Here is a 21403-nt window from a genome sequence, read left to right as displayed (position 1 = left end):
TTATTGTTATGTTATAACATAACAATAAATGTTGTTTTTGGATGTTCGGTGGGAATTTGAATAAACCTGTATTGTCTGTGCGCGGGCTCTGCGCTAATGGCTTGGCTAACTGGAGAGCCGTCTCCGACGTGACATTTGATGTGAACGACGGTGAATGCGTTGCCATCATTGGGCCTAATGGAAGTGGAAAGTCCAGTTTGCTGAAAGGCATTACAGGCGAATACAAAACCGTCGCGGGTGAGTTGATGTTGTCTGGCATTGCACTTGGAAGCCTTGAGCGGCAGCAGATAGCCAAGCAAGTCGCGGTGGTTACTCAGCATGAGCATGTTGATCCTCGTTTGAGCGTTGCTGAGTATGTTGGCTTAGGCCGCACTCCTCATACGTTTTGTTGTAGTGCAAAAGAGCACAAACGAGCGGTTCAGCAGGCGATGCAAGATGTTGGTCTTGTTCACAAAAGCCAGCGGTGCTTTGGTGAGCTATCCGGTGGTGAACAGCAACGTGCAAGTATTGCTCGCGCCTTCGCACAAGAGCCGAGGCTTTTACTCTTAGATGAGCCTACAAACCACCTTGATCCTCTCGCTCGTCTTGAACTTCTGAGCCTAATTAAACAACGTGGCATTGCGTCTGTCGTGGTGCTGCACGATTTACCTTTGGTAGCGCCATTCGCCGACAAAGTCTTGTTGATGTCACACCAAAAGATGGTGGCGTTCTCAGCCCCAGATACCGTGATGCAAGACCGATACATGATCCCTGTTTTTGGATTGCGCGTTCTCACGTTCAATCATCCTAATCTATGCAGCACCATCCATCATTTTGAAGCTGCATCAACTTACTCAACTCACTTAACTCTCTCTAATCACTCTTTAATAGGAGCAGCCCAATGAAGTGGCCTGTAATTTCCAGTCTTTTGTTTCTTTTACCTTTCTCTTTTGCGTATGCGACAAGCACTCAATACCCAGTGACGGTTGATAACTGTGGGAGCCCATTGACCATTGAAAAGCGGCCCTCGCGTGTGGTTGTACACGACATCAATATGACCGAGATGGCGTTTGCTCTTGGTCTTCAAAAGGAGATGGTGGGCGTTACGGGCATTACTGGGTGGTACAAGATGTCGAGTTCGTTTGAAGAACGTTTAGGTGATATTCCTGAGCTCGCACCTAAGTATCCTTCATTAGAAACATTGATTGCTGCTGATGCTGACTTCTTTTTCGCTGGCTGGAATTATGGAATGAAAGTGGGCGGTGAAGTGACGCCTCAAACACTGAAGCCATACGGGATTGATACCTTGGTACTTTCTGAAAGCTGTATTCATACCCAGAGTCAAAAGGAAGGCGCGACAATGGATCTGCTTTATGGCGACATGCAAAAGCTAGGCGTTATTTTCGACAAGCAAGCAGAAGCCGAGGCTTTGGTAAGCAGCTGGAAAGAGAGAGTTGAAAAAGTAGCAGAAAAGCAGAAAGCATCAGGTAAGCCGAGTCCAAAAGTGTTCTTGTTTGATTCGGGTGAAGATAAGCCTTTCACCGCCGGTAAGTACGGAATGCCAAACGCAATGATTGAAGCTGCTGGTGGCCAAAATATCACTGGCAACATGGAAGCAAGCTGGGCAAGAACATCTTGGGAGAATGTCGCTCGTGAAAACCCAGATGTGATTATTCTTCTTGATTACCAATCGGCAAGTGGTGCCGATTCGTTGCAACGTTTCCTAGAAGCCCATCCGTTGATGAAATACACCAATGCGGTCACTTCTGGTCGTTATGTCAAACTGCGTTATGAGCAACTCACTCCTGGGCCTGACAATATCGATGCTATTGAGAAACTTGCAGAGGCGTTCGTTTCTGAGTGATCGGGAAAGTTGTTAGATGAAAGCTTGTTATTGATAAGAGTAGTAGTCCTTTGATTTTATTTGATAAATATCGAGCAGCATGGCTAACAGGTATCACTGCCATGCTGCTCGCCTTCATGATGAGTTTACAATTTGGCTCAGTCCCTTTGTCTTTTAAGGAAGTGATTGTAGCGCTGAGCTCTTTCACTGATCCAACGCCGGATATGACTAGTCGAATACTGATCGATCTAAGGTTACCTAGAGCATTGTTAGCGGTTATCGCGGGTGCAGGGCTGGCGATGGTTGGGGCGTTGCTTCAAACCTCGACACGAAATGATCTGGCGGATCCGTTTCTGTTTGGCTTGTCATCTGGCGCGTCTGCTGGCGCGGTGTTGGTGATCACCAAAGTGGGAGATGCTCTGGGTGTTTGGTCACTGCCACTGGCTGCATTCTCGGGTGGTATTGTTTCGGCGACCGCCGTTCTGATTCTGTTTTCGATGCAGAAGAAAAAAGGCAATGACAACTTGATCTTATGTGGTTTGGCGATCTCATTTCTATTCGGAGCCATCACGAGTTTTTTGATTTATTCAGGCGACCAGAGAGCGGCGAGTTCGATTTTGTTCTGGACGATGGGAGGCTTAGGGCTCGCACGTTGGGATAATTTGATTTTTGCCTTGGTGGGCGTGTTGTGTCTTATAGCGTTGATTTTCAAACGTTATCGGGAGCTCGATACTTTGTTGGTGAGTGAACAGACGACAAGCTCATTGGGGATCAATGTACATCGCCTACAAAGTGAGATTTTTCTTTGTTGTGCGTTTTGCACTGCGTCGATTGTATCGATGACCGGAGTGGTCGGTTTTATTGGCTTGATGGTACCCCACTTAGTACGACCATTTTCAGGTGTCACTCACAAGCGAGCTCTGCCTTTGGTTGCCTTGTGGGGCGCGGTGCTTTTACTGTTTGGGGATGTGATTAGCCGAACCATATTAGCGCCACAAGAACTGCCTGTAGGTATTGTGACGGCGGCTCTTGGCGGGTTGTTCGTTTTGTATCTTGTTTGGCGTAAATAGTGTGTGCTCAATTCCACCAAACTACACAGGCAGTAAGATGATCTTGCCGTTCAAGCGTGTGGTTTTCGATTCAATGAGATCAATCGCGGTTTGCACTTCATCGAATGGCAGATAGCGGTCAATGTCGAGCTGAATGTCGTTTGTGATGAAGTGATCTAACATAGTCGTGAACTTATCACGGCGAACATCTTTACCTTCGGCTTCTTCCCAATAGCGTAAGAAGAAGGTGCTGAAATCGATGTCTTGGCTTTTCGCGTGCTCAAAAAAGCGTGGTTCGTAAAAATCCAGAGACAGAGTCCCATAGTTGATAAAGCGTCCATTGTTGCCAAGGGTGTGAATAAGATCGGTTCCGGGTGAACCGCCAATCGCATCAAAGGCGATGGTTGGCATAGGCAAGCCTAACGCCCTAATTTGAGAAACTAGATCAGCGTTCGAATCTAACGACCAACTAGAAGTGGCTGGGTATTGTTCCGGCTGTGATGTAACGACAATGATTTTGAAGCCGAGTGATGCTGATAACTGGGAAAAGATCTTACCGATGGCTGAGCTACCAGCATTGATGATCAACACATCTTCTTGGTTCAGCTTAGCCACTTCTGTCGTCAACACCCATGCGGTTAGCGCATTAATGTACAACTGGCAGGCGTAGCCATTTTCTAGATGCTGAGGAATTTGGAACAGGTCATCTGGTGATACATCGACATAGGTCTGCCATGTTCCACTGGTTGCCACAAGCACGCGCTGATTCACTGCAAACTCAGCATGGCTGGACTCTACAATCCTTCCTACCGCTTCAAATCCCGGCACTCTCGGCGGCTGGTGGCTATGTTTGTACTGCCCAACACCATAAATCGACAACAGATCACTAGGGTTGATGTTAGTCGCTTCAATGTGTACGCGAACTTTATCTTTGTCTAGTGCCCCTAAAGCGACATGTTCTAACTTGAGAGATTCTTTTGGCTGACCGAAACGGAACTGGCTAATTCGGGCGTTTTGCTTAGTGTTAGTCATAGTTCGGGTACCTTTATGGATTATGAGTACTGCATTGATTTTAAGTGTAGCGTGTTCATAAACAATCTTGGGTCGGTAATATTGCTCAGCATGGCTAGCGTTGGCAGACAATCGTCATCAACGTAGTCGACATAGTCTGCCGCCGAGTCAAAGATCAAAATATCCAAAGCCAAACGATCCAAGCCATAGCGGCCTCGGTGGATCATATCCGCTGAAAACACCAATAAGTCACCGGCGGCTAACGGTATCTGCTTACCGCCAGATATATCATCACTGCTCACTTTGCCGTTTTCTTCTTGGCGAACATTGTATTCTTCTTCGTTGTCCCAACGCTTGTGTGTGCCGGGGATAAGCTCCATACCGGGCTCGTCAAAAATAGGGACTCGCAGGTGCAATACTTGGGTTTCCATGATGACTTTCATCTGGTCATCAACGTCGTAGTCGTATTGACAGTCACGATGCCAGAAGTCTTTTTGTTGCGGGTTCACAGGGTTGAAGAACAGCTGCGTATTCATGAATGCCGGTTTGTTCGGAATCACTGCATCAACAACGCCCATCACTTGTTTTGAGCTGATGAAGTCAAAAAGCACGCTTCTATCATCGGCAGGCAAATATTCGCTTCCGGTAATTAAAGACGAGTTAAATGCTTCTTCTTTATAGAATTCTTCGTTGTCTGCTTTCCATGATTCATGGAATTTCAGCACGACTTTTCTAAGCGATGCAATTTGAGCTTCATCGAAATAATTTCTGATAACAAAGTAACCATGTTCGTTGTAACGGTCACTTAATTGTTGGCTGTTTTCTACCACTGACTACCTTCATTCATTCTTTACTGTGTAATAACTAGGGGCTGTTGACCTTTCGTGGTTAAGTTTTGTTCGGATGGGGGCGCCTAGTCAAATTCGTTTTAGGCGCGGCGAAGAGTATGTAGCCTAGTCATTCTAAGCAAATATTCTTCAACAAAGCATAAAACGATTTTTGCGGGGGCGCCTAGCTCGAACCCTTCGGGCAGCTCTTGTGGTTCATTTCTACTGCGTTATCGGCTTTTCATGTAGGCCAGCTACACGTCAAAGCCTCTTCCTTGAATAAATTTTCCACAAGATGCTGCAAAACCCAGCTCGAAAGGTCAACAGCCCCTAGAGATTTCTTGGGCGCATAATGCCAGACAGTCGTCATTCGACCAAGTAACGAGTGCAGAAGCCTGTAGATTCCGTGATGCTATGAAGCCATGTGGGCGAGTTTTACATGCCTATCCAGATCATGGACTCATGCGAAAAAATCTCTGCATATGTGATCTATCCCTTATTTTATAAAATACAAGGATTCATATAGTGAATGTTTCTTTGGTTTGTATGATTATTAACCATGTTGTGATTTGTTTGCGTATGGAAGATAGAAAATCATGGATGGTTTTTCGCTGGATATGAGAACACTTAATTTCATTATTATTTTGTTCTCTTTCATTTACTGTATTGGCTTATTGTTATTTCAATTCACTCAACAGCCGATTAAAGGGCTTTCAATCTTTTCCATTTCAATATTTGTTATCGGAACTGGGCCGTTGATGTTGAGCCTAAGAGGGGAATTCCCTGATTGGGTCACCGTTATTGGTGCCAATATGGTCATTGCGCTTGGTTTTCATCTCGCCTTGTATAGCTTATGTCTGTTTCGAGAATATTCTCTCAAATGCACTTACCTCAGTAGTCTAATGATGTTGGCTCTTTTGCCATGTTTTATTTACTTCACGTACTATGAGCCTTCCATCAAGGCTCGAATTATCCTCATTAGTTTATATCTGGCTTTTGTGACTTTTTGCACTGCCTTTGTGGTATTAAAGGGCCGGCGTGATGACTTGACCCTAGGTATTCGGATGATGGCCATGTCATTTACGATATATGGCGGGTTTATGGTTTTCCGAGTAATGGTGACGTTATTCTCAGCTGAGCTGCAGGATTTCATGGCGGCCACTCTCATTCATCAACTTGCCTTTTTAGTGAGCATCGTTCTTATCGTGTCGATGAGCTTTACAATGCTTTGGCTGATTAATGCAAGGTTGCTTAGTTCTATTCACGAGCTGTCCTACAGTGATCCCCTAACGGTACTGGGAAACCGCAGAGCATTAGATGAAATGGTACCAGTCATCATGAAGCAGGCGGGTACTACGCCTGTCAGTGCCATTATGATGGATATTGATAATTTTAAGTCGATCAATGATCAACACGGGCACATTGTGGGTGATCTCGTCATCAAGTCTTTTGCTGAAATGGTTCAAAGTGCGATAAAAACATCGCCCAAAGCCAGTGCGTTTCGTTTTGGCGGAGACGAGATAATGATTTTATTGCCCAATTTTAATTTTCTCCAAGCACAGGCTATTGCCTGCAAGCTGCGATTATCTATTTCAGAGGTATCAGCAGTACAAGAACATGAGATGTTTCTGACATCGAGTTTTGGTGTTGCTCAGCTTCACCCGCATGAGAGTTGGAATGGGTTTATTAGCCGAGCCGACAAAGCGTTATATCAAGCGAAGACAAACGGTCGCAATATGACTTCAATTTGTCCTAGTCATATTAACGAGCTCATCACTGCCACATAACCAATACCGCTGCGATAGAAAGCAAGATGAGCGCAACAATGTCTTTGCGCGCGATGCTTTGCCCTAACCAGAAATAGGATATCAATACCATGAAGATCACTTCGACTTGCCCGAGTGTCTTTACGTACGGCACGGCTTGAAGCGACATCGCGCTAAACCAACCCAGAGAACCGATAACACTCGCTAGGCTTGTCATCACCACCAGTTTCGACTTGGTAAATATTTGGCGCAGCGTGTCTCGCTCTTTGAAAAAGAGATACGTACAGATAATCACTGTCTGAAGGGAAATGACTAGGAAGAGTACCCATGCGGCGCTATGAGGGAAGGGTAGGCCGATGCTCAAGCTGGCCTCACGTACCCAAAGAGACGTTAAAGCAAAGGCGGTGCTGCAAGCCATGCCTAAAAGAAAAACCTTGGGAGAGAGGCTTCGCCAGCCAGAAGAACTACTCATGATTAGCACGCCTAACGTACCAATAAGCACGCCGACCCAACCTGTTAGTGTCAAAGCAGTACCAAAAAACAATACGGATAACACAGCAGATACGGGGGCTTCACACTTGGCTAAGCCTGCCCCTATCGCATAGTTTTCGAGTTTAAATAGCATCACCATTAACCCTGTTGCAAGGATCTGCATAATGGCTGCTGCAATAATGTAGAAAACAAACTCACCCGAAAAATCAGGTGTGGATACTGGCTTCCATTGATAGAGGGCGCACAGATAAATTAAGGCGATTGGGCCTGCCCAGATAAAACGCGCCAGCGTCACACCTGCCACACTCATGGTGCCACTTAACTTGCTTTGAAAGGCATTGCGCCAAGATTGGCTGAAGGCTGCGAGAAGAGTAAAGGCTATCCAACTAAATGACATGACGCTTCCGTGTGTTATATAAAATTATGATTATATTAACAAAAAATATCATGATAAGAAGCGACATGGTCTATTTATAACCAGAGGCTCACCTTTCCGCTCTATTTGGTATCAGAGCGTTCTTGAAAAGGTCGACGTTTTCTTCAAAAGATAGGCTCTTTCTTGTTTTTGAAATAGAACAACGCGCTGATCGAAACGAACAACAACGTGAAGTAATAGAAGAACGAAGACAATGAAGCCAAGAAAGCGAGGTTCTGCTCTATCTCTTGTTCGGTGTAGCCCTGAGATACCAACTTGTAGTAGTAAGCGTACAAAATACCGATCAAACCGTATCCGAGATTAAACATCAGGCCTTTAAAGCTAAGAACAGTGGCTCGGTTGTGCGATTCGGCCTTTTTGTTTAGGTGGTAACTAATGAAAATGTTCATCGTCATGATGATAAAGATAAGTACCAGTGCAGGGAGCACACCATAGATCGACCAACCTAAGCTGATCCAATAGTAGGTCGCCATGCTCGCTAAACCCATGACCACAATGAAGGTTTTAGGCTCGATGCTTTCTGCCAACCTACGGCTTTGCCCTGCCAATATAATCTTAAGCAAGCTGATACCCGCACCAATAAAACCAAAGTAGATAATTGGAATATCAATGGCCAAGTAGTATTGGCTGTTCATGGTTAGGAACATTCGCGAGGTGTGTTCGAACAGGCTGTAGTAGAGCAATATGAAAAACACATTAGGCGTAGCGAGTACCCACTTACCAGTATCGGCAGTTAGTTTAAGGCTAGCTATAGATGTAGCCAACTTGGTTTGGCCGCTTGGTAGGATCTTTTTCTCTTCTCGCATGTTTATAGCCGCATAAATGGCGATCATCGCGACAAATAGGGTGGCGAACACCGGAATACGCATCAGGTCTTTGGTGCTTTCTGGCTCGGCTAATCCGATGAAATGAAAGATGTTCGTCATAAAGTTCACGTCGTACATCGCTGCACCAATCAATGTGACAAAGATGCCGACGGTTGAGGCGACACGAAGTTGGATTTGTAACACTCGCGGCCATAACTCTTCATTACCTTGCTCTTTCAAGGTGTCGTAAGCCAATGCCTCGTCGGCTCCGCTAGCCAGTGCCATTGCTAAGCCACTTAATATTCGGTTAATCAAGAAGACGATGAAGACCAGATTAGGATCTCCTGTCGGCACAAAGGCGATCATGGCTATTTCAACAAACATCACAATCGAAGATAGCACCACAAGTTTCTTACGCCCTAAGGTATCGGCGAATGCGCCCGATGGCACCTCAGCAAGCACAATGGTGGCAGCCCAAACTACATTGAGCATCGCGAATTGAGAAAGGGTTAGCCCGTAATCTAAATAGAGTAGAGTGAATACAGGGTAATAAAAACGCGCAAAGTAACTGCTTCTAAATATTAAGAAGTAGCGGACGTTGGGGATTTTCAGGATTTCTTTGAGCGTCATGATAATTCAGTACTTTTAATAACACATTATTATGTATATACCGTTTAGCCTTTTAAATCATGGGATTGTTGCCAAATACCTGAAATATCTGTTTTAGATAATTTACGGGCTCAATATTCCTAAACGGTTACCGGTTTACTCTTCTTCAAATCACGCACCCTGTCCATTTACTTTGTTGTATTCGTTTCAACTTGTTCAACGGGTTTTGATCCAAGTTCTTTAACGTCAGTCTCGTTTTAATATCGTATTATATGATTTAATTGAGTGGTGGTAATGATATGTCACCATTCCAAACGTAATTGAGCGAGCGAACAGATGTTAGAGTCATTTAGTTTAGAAGGAAAAGTAGCGATAGTGACTGGTTGTAATACTGGCCTTGGACAAGGTATTGCAATGGGTTTAGCTGAAGCTGGTTGTAAGGTTGTTGGCGTTAATCGTACTGAGCCTAAAGAGACGATTGAGGCAATGAATGCCGCAGGTCACACGTTTCTAGATGTACGTGCCGACCTTCTAAAGCAAGAGTGCATTCCAGGCATTATAGAGAAAGCTTTGACTGAGTTTGGTCAGATCGACATCCTTGTGAACAATGCTGGAATCATTCGTCGTGAAGACGCCATTGAGTTCTCAGAGCGAAACTGGGATGACGTAATGAACATCAATGCCAAGACTGTTTTCTTTATGTCTCAGTCTGTTGCGAAGCAGTTTAAGGCGCAAGGTACTGGCGGTAAAATCATTAATATTGCATCGATGCTCTCGTTCCAAGGTGGTATTCGTGTGCCTTCTTACACTGCATCTAAGAGTGCAGTGATGGGTATTACCCGAGCGATGGCGAACGAATGGGCTCGCGACAATATCAATGTAAATGCGATTGCCCCTGGTTATATGGAAACGAACAATACTCAAGCATTGCGCGAAGATGCAGACCGCAATCAAGCGATTCTTGAACGTATTCCTGCCGAACGCTGGGGTACACCGAAAGATGTGGCTGGCCCATGTGTGTTCTTAGCATCGTCAGCATCGGATTACATCAACGGCTACACCATTGCTGTCGATGGTGGTTGGTTAGCACGCTAACTATTCTTGTATTATTAGATGGTTAGAAATTATTAAATTTGCAGCAATATAGTAGGAGAACGTAAATGAAAATCGCACTAATGATGGAAAACAGCCAAGCAGGTAAGAATGCAATGGTTTCTGCTGAACTAGAGTCAGTAGCTGGTGGCCTTGGCCATGATGTGTTCAATTTAGGTATGACAGACGAGAACGATCATCATTTAACGTATATCCACTTAGGCATCATGGCGAGTATTCTTATCAACTCAAAAGCTGTTGATTTCATTGTGACTGGGTGTGGAACTGGTCAAGGTGCTTTAATGTCACTGAACCTGCATCCGGGTGTGGTTTGTGGCTACTGTTTAGAGCCATCAGATGCGTTCTTGTTTAATCAAATCAATAACGGCAATGCTATTGCGCTTGCGTTTGCAAAAGGCTTTGGCTGGGCAGGTGAGCTCAACGTTCGCTACATTTTTGAAAAAGCTTTCACTGGCGAGCGTGGCCAAGGTTACCCACTAGAACGAGCAGAGCCGCAGCAGCGTAATGCTGTGCTTTTAAATGAGGTGAAAGCGGCGGTAGTGAAAGATAACTTTATTGACTCGCTAAGAGCGATCGATCAAGAGTTAGTGAAGACAGCGGTTGGCAGCGAGCGTTTCCAGCAATGTTTCTTTGATAACTGCCAAAACCAAGACATTGCTGATTATGTTCGTTCGGTTTTAGATTAATGTTATGAAGGTTTTTAGAGGACTTGGTGAGATGTATTGAGGTTTGTTATTTGATTTCTTTCGATTCTACGATGTGTTCTTAGCCTGGTTAGTTAGTTAGTTAGTTAGAGATAAAAAAGAGGAGCACTTAGGCTCCTCTCTACAGTTATTCGTTACTTCACGAGCATTGCTGTTATTTTACACGCTTAAAGTTCGGTAATAATGTCTCTGGTCGTTGCTCTACAAATCCTTTGCTTGGTGAATAAGCGCGGAAGTAAACAAACCAGTTTTCATCTTCTCGGGTTTGAACCCAGTTCGCTTCATTTACACCATTTGGCTTTGTTGGTGAGAAGTGGAACGTGTAATTACCTTGAGTATCTTTAACCGTTCCTTCTATGTTTGAACCGACATCGGCACGCTCAATCTGATTGTCGATGATGGCACGGTTTTCGACGTTGTAGACGGTAATTGTCCAGAACAAATCGGCAAAATTCACATCCCCATCCAGTGTCAAAGTGTAGTGATTGCTGCCATTAAGTCCGTTGCCATTATCGTCACGGTAATTGTCTAGATAGATCTGACCCCAACCGCCGTTTTCAAAACCGTGCATCGCAATATCGTTGGTCACCGCTTCATAAAACCAAGCCGCACGTCCATCGAGATCCATACCGTAGTCACGATCTTGGTTCGGAGTCGAAGCGGTTGCTATTTCCCACGAATTTCCTTCATTACCGTAAGCTGCGTGTGGCAAGCGTTCCGTTTTGTTGAAGTCGATGTTCTTAACCATAGCTTCACCCATGACGACAGCTTGCTCTAAAATCTCACGTTGTTGAGCTGATGGCGTAAACGCTTTACCTTTCTCAATGCCTAATGGGCGCAGCATGTCGTGCATCATACGATCGCGCTCTGCTACTGGCTCAGATTGGATTGCTTCATTTAGCGTTTCCCAAAATGCCATGCCACGCGGGTGTTTGGCATCTTCGCCACGCTCAGGGAAGTTCACCCCTTTATTGCTAAGTAGTTTGCCACTGAGGTCTGTGATTTTTAGCGCTTCTAAATCTTTCATACGTTGTTGTTCTGACTTAGCCATTAAGCGAACACCGAAGAAAACATTGTTTGTGTCAGACTCAAATACCTTTGCACCCTTTGGAAGGTTGCTCGGCGTTTCAGAACCTTTCGCTTTTACAACATAAACACCCGGTTCTGTCATCTGAGAAATGCCAATTTGCCACATGGTGTGTACTGCGCCACGCAACTCATCCGTCGGGATCTCAATCACTACTGGTTCTTTCTCTACGTTAAACCAGGTAATCGCATAAGGCGTAGAGGTATTGTAAGTTAATCCGCCCAGCTTGGATTCATGAGACTCAACGTAGGTGATTTGGCCATCTTCTGCCCCCATATCTGCATACGCTTTTTTCCACGCGTAGTTCGAGACTAAAGGTACCGACCAAATATACGCTTGTGACGCGCGTTGATAATCCATTAATTCAAATAGCTTCTCTGAGCTTGCTTGTGTTGGAATGCCGTGAAGAAAGTCTGTTTCGAAAGTAAAGTCACCTGCACGCGTCTGGATCGTTTCTGTTGCATCATCGTTTCCGGCTATCGCCGCTGCTGAAAATAAAGCCGTTACAGAAACGAGCATGGCAGCAGATCGTAATGGGCAAGTGAAACTCCCGACAAAGGCTTTAGATATCATATTCATAATGTGTCCTCAAAAACTCAAAATTGTTCGTTAAAACTGGAATTTCTCGTTAAAACTAAAATTGCTCGTTAAACTGAAATAGCTCGTCAAACAGAAATCATGGGTTAAGACTGCAAGAGCTTATCCGCACAGAAAATTACTGCTTAAAACTGATAGTTAAATTCGATACGGTGATCACCGTCTTCGATACTGGTGTTTTCTGTCCAGTTTGCGAAATAACGAACGTTGGCTCTTGGGTTAATTTGGTAACTTGCTGCAAACTCATGCGCGAGTACAGAATCACTGCCTTCAAAGCCATGATCTTTGAACGTTGAAGAACCAGACATTGTGCCTAAATACATAGGGTTATAGTTCAGCCAAATTTTGTCGGTAAGTTGCATCTTGGCGTACATACCCGCTACGTAGAAAGTACCGTGCATGTTGTAGCGATCGCTGAGCTGCGCGGCATCGAGGTCGCCTCCAGTTCCTTCAACCAACTCTTCACCCGCAGCGATACCGAGACCAGCAAGCGGATAGAAGTTAAACATGCCCATCTGTGGTAGCGCCTGAATAAAGCTGTAAGATGCACTACCTTGATTACTATCGAAATCCCAAGACATATCGACTTGTGTACCTCGGCCATTGGTTAAATCCACACCGAAATTCCTAAAACGAATCGAATCAATACTGTCGTCTGCGCCTCGGTTGTTCCAACCAACGGCTTCACCGGCGATGCCTTTTATTTCGAACACATTCATGCCCATGGTTGTGTCGCTACCAGTATCGTAGGTTTGGCCTATTTTTAGGTTTAGGCCTTTATCTGTGTAACCAAAGCCACCTTGTGTATACACCGCCAGAGGGTCGGACATATCTTGAATTTCGGTTTCTTCCGCGATAGCTAAACCAGCGAAAAGGAAAGAAGTAAGAGAAAGGATTGAACGGTGTAATAACATAGTTGCCTCATAAATTTATCTCACTACGTCCGTGTAATTCGTGAATGTGGGATAACTATACAAAGTGGACATCGTTAAGTTAATTCATATAAACTTAACCACTCGTTAATCTGTGCTTTATGGTTGTGTTATGAAACTGAACAATGTCGATTTGAACTTACTGAAAGTTTTTGTGGTGGTGTATCAGGAAAAGAGCTTGCGCAAAGCCGGCGAAAAACTGTTTGTTTCGACACCCGCGGTAAGCCAAAGCATAAAAAAGCTCAAGGAATCGTTAGGTGAAGAGCTGTTTGTTTTGTCTTATAAGCAGTTTCTACCGACGCCTTATTCCGATGATTTGTATCGACGTGTTTTTCCACTACTGGACGGATTAGTCACGGCGATAGAGGAGGGCAAGCAGTTTGCTCCTGCCGATCTAAACGAAGATTTTAAGATAGAGGCGAACCCTCATATTTTGCCTTGGTTAACACCAGCTCTCTTCCATCAACTCTCAATGGAAAGCCCGCTTTCTAGGCTGATAAGCCATACTAGTTCCCAAAACTCGTTAGAAAGACTTCGAAGTGACGAAGTTGATTTTGTTATTCATTTTGAAGCGGAGAGTTTGCCTGCCGAGATCATTGCCGTGCCTCTCGTGACCTTAAAGTTTGTATTGGCCGTGAGAGCTGATCACCCTTTCAAGGCGTCTATCGCTACAATTGATGATTTGTTGTCCTTCCCATTCGCTCATGTTGACCTCGCTTACTTCGACCAAAACAAGCACTCGCGATTGGAAGAAGAAGTTTTAAGCCAAGGCAAGTCGATCAATATGGCGCTTCGAACCACGTCAATTGTTGGACTCATCGAAACGATCAAGCACTCCAACATTATTGCCCCTTGTATGCCTCCAGTGATTGAACAACATAAGGGAGTATTGCGCTCAATCGTGATTGAAGGATTAGAGGAGGGGGCTGAGGAAATGGAGGTATTCGCCTATCTTCACAAGAAAAACCAACATTCCTCAAAATACAAATGGCTACTGGATTTGATCGAAACTTCGATGGTGGATGCTAATCACTCGTAATCGCTAGTCTGGTTTGTTTTTGTCGGTGATAACAAGCACACCGTTATCTTGTGAACACTTCTTCAATACACGATTCAAGCCAGCGTATTTTGGATTGGTTACGGTGCTTACGTCCAATGGTCATGCCAATATCACTGTTCGGCATATTGGGTATGTGAGGGAATTTCACAAATGAAAACTCATCAGATAGTGAGTTCGCTAGTAATTTAGAGCAAGGGAACAACACATCACTCTGTTTTACGATTGACAATAAACTGTGTAGATAGGTCGATCGTATTTTCACTTCAGTATTGATTCCAACGTCCGCTAGCACGTTAGGGGCAAGTGCAATATTCTCGTTCCAATCACTCACGACTAAGCTTGCTAATTGAAGCGGCTCTTCCTGATCTTGTGGTAATAATGAGTCAGCAAGCGGATGCCCAGATCGGCAGATCAAGACAAAGTCATCACTCGCTATTCGTTTTTGGTATACCTGCTTAGATAATTCTAATGGGTAGTAATTGATTCCTAAGTCGATTTCACCAGAGGTCATCAAGTCCGATGTATTTACTCCCCAATCGACGATGTTCACTTTCACCTTCGGGGCTTGTGCTAACAGAATATTAATCAGCTTCGCCGAGATGCTATTGGCAATGAATCCATTGATAGCAATGTTCACGGTGCCATCAAATTGAGCGACATCAAACTCAGATTCTGGTTCAAGCACTTGTTCTAATTGTAGTAACACTGGCATCAAGGTTTGTTTAATTTCAAGTAATTTAGCGGTCGGCTCTAAACCATGTTGTGAGCGTATAAACAACTCATCGTCAAAGTAGTCGCGTAGCTTTTGTAATGAACGACTGATTGAGGGTTGGCTCGTAAACAGGAGTTCTGACGCCTTTCGAGTGTTTTTCACCTCGATCAACACCTTCAATACTTTAAGTAAGTTGAGGTCCAAGCGCTTAAAGCGGTTACTTATTATCATTGTGGGATCCAGAACAAAGATGATTAGATATACCTAAAGTGTATATCTTGTTTTCATATAATCAATTGGAGTATATCACGGCGCATCTACATACTGAGCTCATCGAAACAAACACGAGAAACCATCATGAATAAAACGACGTTAGCGACGCTACTAGCATTAACCGCATTTGGTGTAACGGCAGAGGACAACAATCGTTCATCTACCTATGACCATGCTGCCGTTGGTGGTGTTAACTGGGATAACTACCCTGAAGCCGAGTCTGATTGGAACTTCCTTGGATTACAAAACAAAGTGGGCGTAAACCATTGGCTGCACGCAGACCCAGTATCCAAAGACGCACAAACGGTGATTCGCTCAAATCGTGATGTCGTTTACTCGACGATGGTGGTTGACGTATCAGAAGGTGCAACGTTCCATGTACCAAAAGAAGATAACGATTATTTCCAGATCATTCATATCATGGACGAAAATCATCTTCTGCATAAAGTGGTTCGCCGTGGCGAAACGCTAACTCTAACCGCTGATGATCTGACGAACGGTACTCATGTCCATGTATTAGCGAGAACACGCATTGCAGAATCCATTGAAGATACTAAGCGCCGCCAGAGTCTACTCTCTATAAAAGCGAACTCAGCCACGCCTTATCAAGGCAAAGGTTACAACCCAAGCGACGTTGAAGATTACCGTTTAAAACTCATCAACAACGTGATGAAACATGGCGCACCGATTGAGGGCTTGAAAGGGTTTGGCGCCACGTTAGATGACGTGGAAGATCACCATTTTAAATATGTGACGGCGTTTGGCTATGCAGGGCTACCGGCAGATACAGCGCAATATTTGGAGCGTGTTCCCGGCCAAGGTAAAACTACCTGCCAAGAGTGGACGATTCCAACACCGAACCTAGACTTTGAAGGTCGTGGCGGTTATTACTCTTTGACCACTTATGGCGCAAACGGTTGGATTGATTCTGAGCAATTCTATGCGTCTGGCGAGTCCATGCGTGACAACGGTGATGGTACCGTTTCGGTCACGTTCAATTGTGATACTGGTGCTGAATATGACTTTGAAGTTTCTGAAGGTTGGGCGGGAGTACTGCGCTTATACGAACCAATCGATGTAAACGAGACTCTAGAGTACATGGAAGCATTGCGCCAAATCGAGATGAAAGAGCTTTAGTCAATTATTGATACCGAGCCCTTTGAATTTTAAAATCCCCTCAAGAAAGGCTCTTGCGGGGATTTTTGATTAATCACTGGGTTGTCCAATTGCTGGTTTACTTATCGAGTCGTTGTTCTCATAGGATCAGCGGCTTTATTGCATCTAGTCTTCACTTTGTGTTTCTTTAGAAACGTTCGATCTCATGTCTTTCTTCAACCAGTTATCGAGTACATGTTGCAGTGCATTCAAAGAGGTTGGCTTCTCTAGGCGACCATCCATTAACCTGCTGATCATGTCCAGTTCGTGTTGCCCGGATTCCCCAGACAGTGCAATGATTGGCGTTTGAGGTGAGCGCGCTTTGATGATCTGGCTTAACTTCGGCATAGGCTTGTTTCTATGCGTAGTTTGAAACTGTTCTTTGAAATTGAAGCTGTTAGCTAAAAACGCTCAGTTAAAACTGATAGTTAAATTCGATGCGGTGATCACCGTCTTCGTTTGGATACTGAAACCACCATACAAACTAGACATTGTTAATAAAGTTCACATAAACTTAATTATTTGTTAAGCGATTCTTTATGGGCTGGTATGAAATTAAGTAATGTTGATTTAAACCTATTGAAAGTGTTTGTGGTGGTTTATCAAGAGCAAAGCTTACGTAAAGCGAGTGAGAAGTTGTTTGTTTCAACGTCGGCGGTAAGTCAAAGTATCAAGAAGTTGAAAGAGTCCCTGGGAGAAGAGTTGTTTGTTTTATCCAACAAGCAATTCCTACCAACTCCTTATTCAGACCAACTTTATCAACGTATTTCCCCTTTACTTGATGGGCTATTCACTGCGATTGCAGAAGGCAAACGATTTAACCCTGCTGGGTTAGAAGATACGTTTCACATTGAAGCCAACCCACACATCTTGTCTTGGTTGACTCCGGCGCTCTACCAACAGGTATCTAATGAGAGCCCAAAAGCAACGCTAGTGACTCACACTATCTCTCAGCATTCATTGGAAAAACTTCAGCACGGCACAGTCGATTTTGTGGTTCATTTTGGTACTAATGAGCTCCCCTCTGAAATCATCGCAGTGCCTTTGGGTAACCTGAAATTTGTGCTTGCTGCAAGAGTGGATCATCCGTTTAAAGGCACTAAAGCGAAAGTGGAAGAACTAGTCTGTTACCCTTTCGCTCACATTGATTTGGCGTACTTTGATAAGAGTAAAAAGTCGCGCATCGAAGAAGAAGCGCTTCTGCGGGGAACCTCCTTAAAAATGAGCCTTAGGACAACGTCTGTTGTTGGACTTATAGACACAGTTAAGCAAAGTAACGTACTCGCACCCTGTATGGTCCCTGTAATTGAACAGCATCGTCATGATATTCGTGCTATTACAGTTGAAGGTTTAGGTGGGATTGATGATATTGAGGTGTTTGCTTATATCCACAAAAGAAATCAGCATTCAGCAAAATATAAGTGGTTACTCGATTTGATTGAGGTTGCGATGTTTGAAAAAGATCACGAATGATATTTGTTTAGGGTGGAAGTATGTAGCTTGATCGATAAGACTATTGCCAAAGTTATTACTTGGTTTCATTCTAAGATGATTTACAGGCATTAATATATAAAAATAAAATAAAATCAAGTCGGGCAAGCAATGTGCGGCATGAATGTAAGGTTTTAAGAAATTAATGAAAGAATTATTCATTAATAATATACCGCGTGTTGATTAATAAGCAAAGATTATATTTAGTAAAAACCCACCCAAAGTAAGTAATAAAGTTTATATTATTTTAATGTATCCACTAGATTAAATAATTCTAGAGTATGTGTGTTTTTCGTTAAGCAGGGCTTAATTGTTGGTTAATTAATTGTGAATTAACTTTGTTCTATAACCTTAGTTAAAATGTTCTATTATCTCTTCATCAAATAGAGTTCTGTCTTTTATACGAGCTATTATCTTATTCTTTGTTATCAGACTTTATTAATTAAGCCTGAACATAGACAAATTATATGGTTGGTGTGAGGTTGAATAATATTTTTTAGGAAAGCGTTAAAGCGCTTTATGTAAGGTTTTTAGATGAATAAGAAAATTTGTTGGAGTTTAGTAGCTCTAGCTATGTTATCAGGCTGCAAAGAGTCATCTGATAGTAGACAAGACAAGGCGTTAATAGAGCTCGAATTGTTTCCTGTCACCGAGTTGATGTCGGGGGACAGAAGAACAGCAATTGCTCCACTAGGTTACCCAACAGAGTTCAAAGCCATGGGTACCTATGATGATGGTTCTATTCAGGAATTAGAATCGGTAGACTGGGATCATAGTAATGGCTTGCGTATAGATGAACAACACCTAAACGTTTTTTGGGCATATGATAGACAGGATAATATGCACGTGAGTGCGAATTACTCTGACCAGAATGCTAGTCATAGAGTTGAAGTGCAAGCTTTAAACCATAATGCGTTTGATGTTTCTGGGAGTTCAATTATGTTAGTTGGTGTCCCAGGCACGTATAGCGCAAATTTCCTGTTTAATGAACCAACTTTACCTAATAAAAAACTGGATGTAACTAAAACTTCTCAATGGTATTCGAACAACACTGATGTAGTGACTATTCGTAATGGAGTTGCAACACCAGTAGCTCAAGGAACAGCCACACTTTCTGCCGTTTTTGATGAAAATACAATGTATGAAGAAAGTGAATTTAGTGTTGAAGTCATTGCATTCGATGATATAGAGAAGGTTAATTTAGAGTTAGATGTTGGTTTTAGTAACCCAGAAGACAATTCACAACGAGTTCTTTTACAAAATCTTCCTGAGGAACTTGAAGCCAAATTAATTATTGAACGTTCAGGCGATGTATTTAAAGTCGATGTGTCAAATGATGTAGTTTGGTCAGCTGAGGGTAACTGTGTCATTGATAATGGCTACCTTGTTACTAAAGAAGTTGGTATTGAACTGAATGACTGCCAAGTATCTGGAACATACTCTAATAGCCATATCGATGACATATTAGAAGAAAATATAACACTGACTACTTTAGGTAAAAGTAACTTTTCTGATCATCTCGTAGTAGAATGCAATGACAATCCATTTTATGGTTCTACTGACTGTGAAGCATTGTTGACAGTAACAAAAGGTAACTTGAGCGAGGTTTTACATGTACGTGAGATTGCAGAATGGAAAACCAGTAACTACCTATTAAGTGTTGATAATAAAGGGAGCGTGACATCAACATCTTCTGGTCAAAGTGCAGATATTACTGCTGAATTAACTTTACTTGATCCTAGGAACCCGCCGCAAGGTAAAGAAAACTTAATGGTTGGCTTGCCTGTCGATAATATAGAAATTGCGATTAAAAATGGTAGTGATGAATTTGAAATAATTCAAGACGGGCAACTGGCACTGATCGCGAAGTCAGATGGTAGTGACGTAAGTTCATTAGTTGATTGGCATACTACTGGTTCTGGATGGGCAATTGATGAAAATGGGTTAGTTACCGTAAAAACCGATGGCGAAGAAACCGCAGACGTTATCGCGACATATAAGTACGATAGTAACATTCAAGATATTGTAACTATTAATAAAGTCGATCTTTTGGCATGTGAAAACTCTGATCAATATGGTTTATGTTTGCACGTGAACCAAGATGAGCTTGGGAATGATTTTGTATCCAACCCAAATGTATTAGTTACCCAATCATTGGGCTTTAGTACTGAAAGCGAGTATGAAACCAATGGTAAGCTATTCGCTTTAGTCAATTGGGGAGAAGCTAATGCATGGTGCGACACTTTGTCTTCAATGGGTTTTAATGGCAAGAGTTGGAGCTTACCTACTGAAAGTGCTTTGAAGTCACTACAGATAGTAAATGAGGATATGACTCTTATTGGTTGGGCTACAAGTTTTTATCAGTATTGGTCTACAACTGCCTTTCAGAATACTACTAGTAAAGTGACGGTTAGCTTAGTAACTGGAGATACCAGTTTTAAGCGTACGGACGAAGACTTCTTTACTTCATATGTGTCCTGCATCAGCAATTAACTTATAGTTCCTATAGCCCCTTATTGCACAGTCTTCAGTTAACACCACTTCGTTGTTATCTTAAGCTATTTGTTTTTACATAAAGAGGGGTGGAATCGTTAATATTGAATTAATGTACGTACCTACCCTAGGGGGTGGGTACGTTTCTATTGGGGGATAACAACATTCCTACTTCTTTAGTTTTCTATTAAACGTTTAATTAGTTAAGGATATAAAACAATGAGAAATATGATAGCTCTGATAGTTTCATTATTGATTTCCGGTTTAGCCTTGGCACTTAGTAGTCCTACGTATACAGTGTCTTACCAGATTTTTGAGGGTGATGAATTGCTTGTATCACCCCAAATAACGTTATTAAAAGGTGAGGTTAATTTTATAATAAATTTAGAAAATAAGGTGGTGGAAGTAGAAACAAAACTCTCTGAAATAAAAGGTGATAACAAGGATTATTATTTATCCAGTACTCTTATGATTGATGGCATAAAAGTCGCTTCTGTAGAGAAAAATATAGCCGTTGGTAGTACTTTTACGTTCGTAGGCTCTAAATACAAAATAGTTACTGAGTTTGAAGAAGCTATCTAAAGCGAACCAAATCGTCTCAGTTGTGGTATCAAAACGATTAAAGACAGTTGGCTTTTTTAGGTGGTTACTACTCTCTAACCACTTATGGATCGGATGGTTGGATTGATTCTGAGCAACTCTATGCGTCTGGCGAGTCCATGCGTGACAACGGTGATGGTACCGTCTAGGTCACGTTCAACTGTGATACTGGTGCTGAATATGACTTTGAAGTTTCTGAAGGTTGGGTGAGTACTGCGCTTATACGAACCAATCGATGTAAACGACACTCTAGAGTACATGGAAGCATTGCGCCAAATCGAGATTAAAGAGCTTTAGTCATTATTGATATCGAGCCCTTTGAATTTTAAAATCCCCTCAAGAAAGGCTCTTGCGGGAGTTTTTGATTA

At 43.0% G+C, this 21403-nt stretch carries 19 protein-coding genes; 11 read left to right on the top strand and 8 right to left on the bottom strand.

Annotation, left to right across the window (positions count from 1 at the left end; translation table 11 throughout):
* Positions 1 to 41: 41 nt before the first annotated feature.
* From L3V35_RS03320 to L3V35_RS03310, 3 genes are all read left to right on the top strand, one after another.
* Positions 42 to 884: an ABC transporter ATP-binding protein gene (locus tag L3V35_RS03320; RefSeq protein WP_108175487.1), complete on the top strand. Its 843-nt coding sequence runs from the start codon at positions 42 to 44 to the stop codon at positions 882 to 884.
* Complete coding sequence (locus tag L3V35_RS03315) at positions 881 to 1843, top strand: ABC transporter substrate-binding protein (RefSeq protein WP_171308319.1); 963 nt, start codon at positions 881 to 883, stop codon at positions 1841 to 1843. The genes L3V35_RS03320 and L3V35_RS03315 overlap by 4 nt, the downstream gene beginning before the upstream one ends.
* A 101-nt stretch (positions 1844 to 1944) precedes the next feature.
* Positions 1945 to 2892 (top strand): iron ABC transporter permease, encoded by a 948-nt coding sequence (locus L3V35_RS03310; RefSeq protein ID WP_237298941.1) that lies wholly within the window; start codon positions 1945 to 1947, stop codon positions 2890 to 2892.
* A gap of 21 nt (positions 2893 to 2913) precedes the next feature.
* Here the strand turns inward: L3V35_RS03310 and L3V35_RS03305 are convergent, their stop codons facing one another.
* Positions 2914 to 3903 carry a zinc-dependent alcohol dehydrogenase family protein gene (locus L3V35_RS03305; protein ID WP_237298369.1) on the bottom strand — a complete coding sequence of 330 codons (990 nt, stop codon included), beginning with the start codon at positions 3901 to 3903 and terminating at the stop codon, positions 2914 to 2916.
* Positions 3904 to 3923: 20 nt separating this feature from the next.
* Positions 3924 to 4712, bottom strand: a complete 789-nt coding sequence (locus L3V35_RS03300; protein WP_237298367.1) for a phytanoyl-CoA dioxygenase family protein — start codon at positions 4710 to 4712, stop codon at positions 3924 to 3926.
* A 593-nt stretch (positions 4713 to 5305) separates the two neighbouring features.
* On the opposite strand from L3V35_RS03300, the gene L3V35_RS03295 reads away from it, so the two are divergent.
* Positions 5306 to 6496: a GGDEF domain-containing protein gene (locus L3V35_RS03295; RefSeq protein ID WP_237298365.1), complete on the top strand. Its 1191-nt coding sequence runs from the start codon at positions 5306 to 5308 to the stop codon at positions 6494 to 6496.
* On the opposite strand, the gene L3V35_RS03290 is transcribed toward L3V35_RS03295, so the two are convergent.
* Together L3V35_RS03290 and L3V35_RS03285 are read right to left on the bottom strand one after the other, a co-directional pair.
* Positions 6483 to 7364, bottom strand: coding sequence for a DMT family transporter (locus L3V35_RS03290; protein WP_237298363.1), 882 nt, complete (start codon positions 7362 to 7364; stop codon positions 6483 to 6485). The two genes, L3V35_RS03295 and L3V35_RS03290, sit on opposite strands and share 14 nt — an antisense overlap.
* Before the next feature lie 143 nt (positions 7365 to 7507).
* On the bottom strand, positions 7508 to 8839 hold the full coding sequence (locus tag L3V35_RS03285; protein WP_146456246.1) for an MFS transporter: 1332 nt from the start codon (positions 8837 to 8839) through the stop codon (positions 7508 to 7510).
* A gap of 315 nt (positions 8840 to 9154) precedes the next feature.
* On the opposite strand from L3V35_RS03285, the gene kduD reads away from it, so the two are divergent.
* Positions 9155 to 9913, top strand: a complete 759-nt coding sequence (gene kduD, locus L3V35_RS03280) for a 2-dehydro-3-deoxy-D-gluconate 5-dehydrogenase KduD (protein ID WP_065206754.1) — start codon at positions 9155 to 9157, stop codon at positions 9911 to 9913.
* 65 nt (positions 9914 to 9978) lie between these two features.
* Complete coding sequence (locus tag L3V35_RS03275; protein WP_017074718.1) at positions 9979 to 10617, top strand: RpiB/LacA/LacB family sugar-phosphate isomerase; 639 nt, start codon at positions 9979 to 9981, stop codon at positions 10615 to 10617.
* Between the two features lie 172 nt (positions 10618 to 10789).
* On the opposite strand, the gene L3V35_RS03270 is transcribed toward L3V35_RS03275, so the two are convergent.
* Entirely contained in the window at positions 10790 to 12301 is a 1512-nt protein-coding gene (locus L3V35_RS03270; protein WP_065206755.1) for a DUF1214 domain-containing protein, read from the bottom strand.
* Positions 12302 to 12444: 143 nt separating this feature from the next.
* Positions 12445 to 13233 (bottom strand): hypothetical protein, encoded by a 789-nt coding sequence (locus L3V35_RS03265; RefSeq protein WP_054545795.1) that lies wholly within the window; start codon positions 13231 to 13233, stop codon positions 12445 to 12447.
* A 130-nt stretch (positions 13234 to 13363) separates the two neighbouring features.
* Here L3V35_RS03265 and L3V35_RS03260 point away from each other — a divergent pair, with 130 nt between their 5' ends.
* Complete coding sequence (locus L3V35_RS03260) at positions 13364 to 14290, top strand: LysR family transcriptional regulator (RefSeq protein WP_017074721.1); 927 nt, start codon at positions 13364 to 13366, stop codon at positions 14288 to 14290.
* Between the two features lie 43 nt (positions 14291 to 14333).
* Here the strand turns inward: L3V35_RS03260 and L3V35_RS03255 are convergent, their stop codons facing one another.
* Complete coding sequence (locus tag L3V35_RS03255) at positions 14334 to 15254, bottom strand: LysR family transcriptional regulator (protein WP_054545793.1); 921 nt, start codon at positions 15252 to 15254, stop codon at positions 14334 to 14336.
* 888 nt (positions 15255 to 16142) lie between these two features.
* Between L3V35_RS03255 and L3V35_RS25520 the strand changes: the two genes are divergently transcribed.
* A complete protein-coding gene (locus L3V35_RS25520; RefSeq protein WP_346730170.1) occupies positions 16143 to 16433 on the top strand; it encodes a hypothetical protein in 291 nt (96 codons plus the stop codon).
* A gap of 144 nt (positions 16434 to 16577) precedes the next feature.
* Here L3V35_RS25520 and L3V35_RS03245 read toward each other — a convergent pair whose 3' ends face one another.
* The gene (locus tag L3V35_RS03245) at positions 16578 to 16799 is read right to left on the bottom strand and encodes a hypothetical protein (RefSeq protein ID WP_237298362.1); all 222 of its coding nucleotides are present in this window, start codon (positions 16797 to 16799) and stop codon (positions 16578 to 16580) included.
* A 201-nt stretch (positions 16800 to 17000) separates the two neighbouring features.
* Here L3V35_RS03245 and L3V35_RS03240 point away from each other — a divergent pair, with 201 nt between their 5' ends.
* From L3V35_RS03240 to L3V35_RS03230, 3 genes are all read left to right on the top strand, one after another.
* Entirely contained in the window at positions 17001 to 17924 is a 924-nt protein-coding gene (locus L3V35_RS03240) for a LysR family transcriptional regulator (RefSeq protein ID WP_054545791.1), read from the top strand.
* Between the two features lie 552 nt (positions 17925 to 18476).
* The gene (locus tag L3V35_RS03235) at positions 18477 to 20435 is read left to right on the top strand and encodes a DUF1566 domain-containing protein (protein WP_054545790.1); all 1959 of its coding nucleotides are present in this window, start codon (positions 18477 to 18479) and stop codon (positions 20433 to 20435) included.
* Positions 20436 to 20654: 219 nt separating this feature from the next.
* Entirely contained in the window at positions 20655 to 21017 is a 363-nt protein-coding gene (locus tag L3V35_RS03230; protein WP_054545789.1) for a hypothetical protein, read from the top strand.
* Positions 21018 to 21403 lie beyond the last annotated feature (386 nt).

This window comes from Vibrio sp. L5-1 (assembly GCF_021728315.1).
GTDB classification, from domain to species: Bacteria; Pseudomonadota; Gammaproteobacteria; order Enterobacterales; family Vibrionaceae; genus Vibrio; species Vibrio splendidus_K.
This window is presented reverse-complemented; position numbering and strand designations above follow the sequence as displayed.

Coding starts and splice junctions, on each gene's coding strand:
- L3V35_RS03320 (WP_108175487.1), top strand. CDS start 42: ATGTTCGGTGGGAATTTGAATAAACCTGTATTGTCTGTGCGCGGGCTC.
- L3V35_RS03245 (WP_237298362.1), bottom strand. CDS start 16,799: ATGCCGAAGTTAAGCCAGATCATCAAAGCGCGCTCACCTCAAACGCCA.
- L3V35_RS03270 (WP_065206755.1), bottom strand. CDS start 12,301: ATGAATATGATATCTAAAGCCTTTGTCGGGAGTTTCACTTGCCCATTA.
- kduD (WP_065206754.1), top strand. CDS start 9,155: ATGTTAGAGTCATTTAGTTTAGAAGGAAAAGTAGCGATAGTGACTGGT.
- L3V35_RS03290 (WP_237298363.1), bottom strand. CDS start 7,364: ATGTCATTTAGTTGGATAGCCTTTACTCTTCTCGCAGCCTTCAGCCAA.
- L3V35_RS03295 (WP_237298365.1), top strand. CDS start 5,306: ATGGATGGTTTTTCGCTGGATATGAGAACACTTAATTTCATTATTATT.
- L3V35_RS03310 (WP_237298941.1), top strand. CDS start 1,945: ATGCTGCTCGCCTTCATGATGAGTTTACAATTTGGCTCAGTCCCTTTG.
- L3V35_RS03315 (WP_171308319.1), top strand. CDS start 881: ATGAAGTGGCCTGTAATTTCCAGTCTTTTGTTTCTTTTACCTTTCTCT.
- L3V35_RS03240 (WP_054545791.1), top strand. CDS start 17,001: ATGAAATTAAGTAATGTTGATTTAAACCTATTGAAAGTGTTTGTGGTG.
- L3V35_RS03305 (WP_237298369.1), bottom strand. CDS start 3,903: ATGACTAACACTAAGCAAAACGCCCGAATTAGCCAGTTCCGTTTCGGT.
- L3V35_RS03255 (WP_054545793.1), bottom strand. CDS start 15,254: ATGATAATAAGTAACCGCTTTAAGCGCTTGGACCTCAACTTACTTAAA.
- L3V35_RS03235 (WP_054545790.1), top strand. CDS start 18,477: ATGAATAAGAAAATTTGTTGGAGTTTAGTAGCTCTAGCTATGTTATCA.
- L3V35_RS03265 (WP_054545795.1), bottom strand. CDS start 13,233: ATGTTATTACACCGTTCAATCCTTTCTCTTACTTCTTTCCTTTTCGCT.
- L3V35_RS03275 (WP_017074718.1), top strand. CDS start 9,979: ATGAAAATCGCACTAATGATGGAAAACAGCCAAGCAGGTAAGAATGCA.
- L3V35_RS03230 (WP_054545789.1), top strand. CDS start 20,655: ATGAGAAATATGATAGCTCTGATAGTTTCATTATTGATTTCCGGTTTA.
- L3V35_RS03285 (WP_146456246.1), bottom strand. CDS start 8,839: ATGACGCTCAAAGAAATCCTGAAAATCCCCAACGTCCGCTACTTCTTA.
- L3V35_RS03260 (WP_017074721.1), top strand. CDS start 13,364: ATGAAACTGAACAATGTCGATTTGAACTTACTGAAAGTTTTTGTGGTG.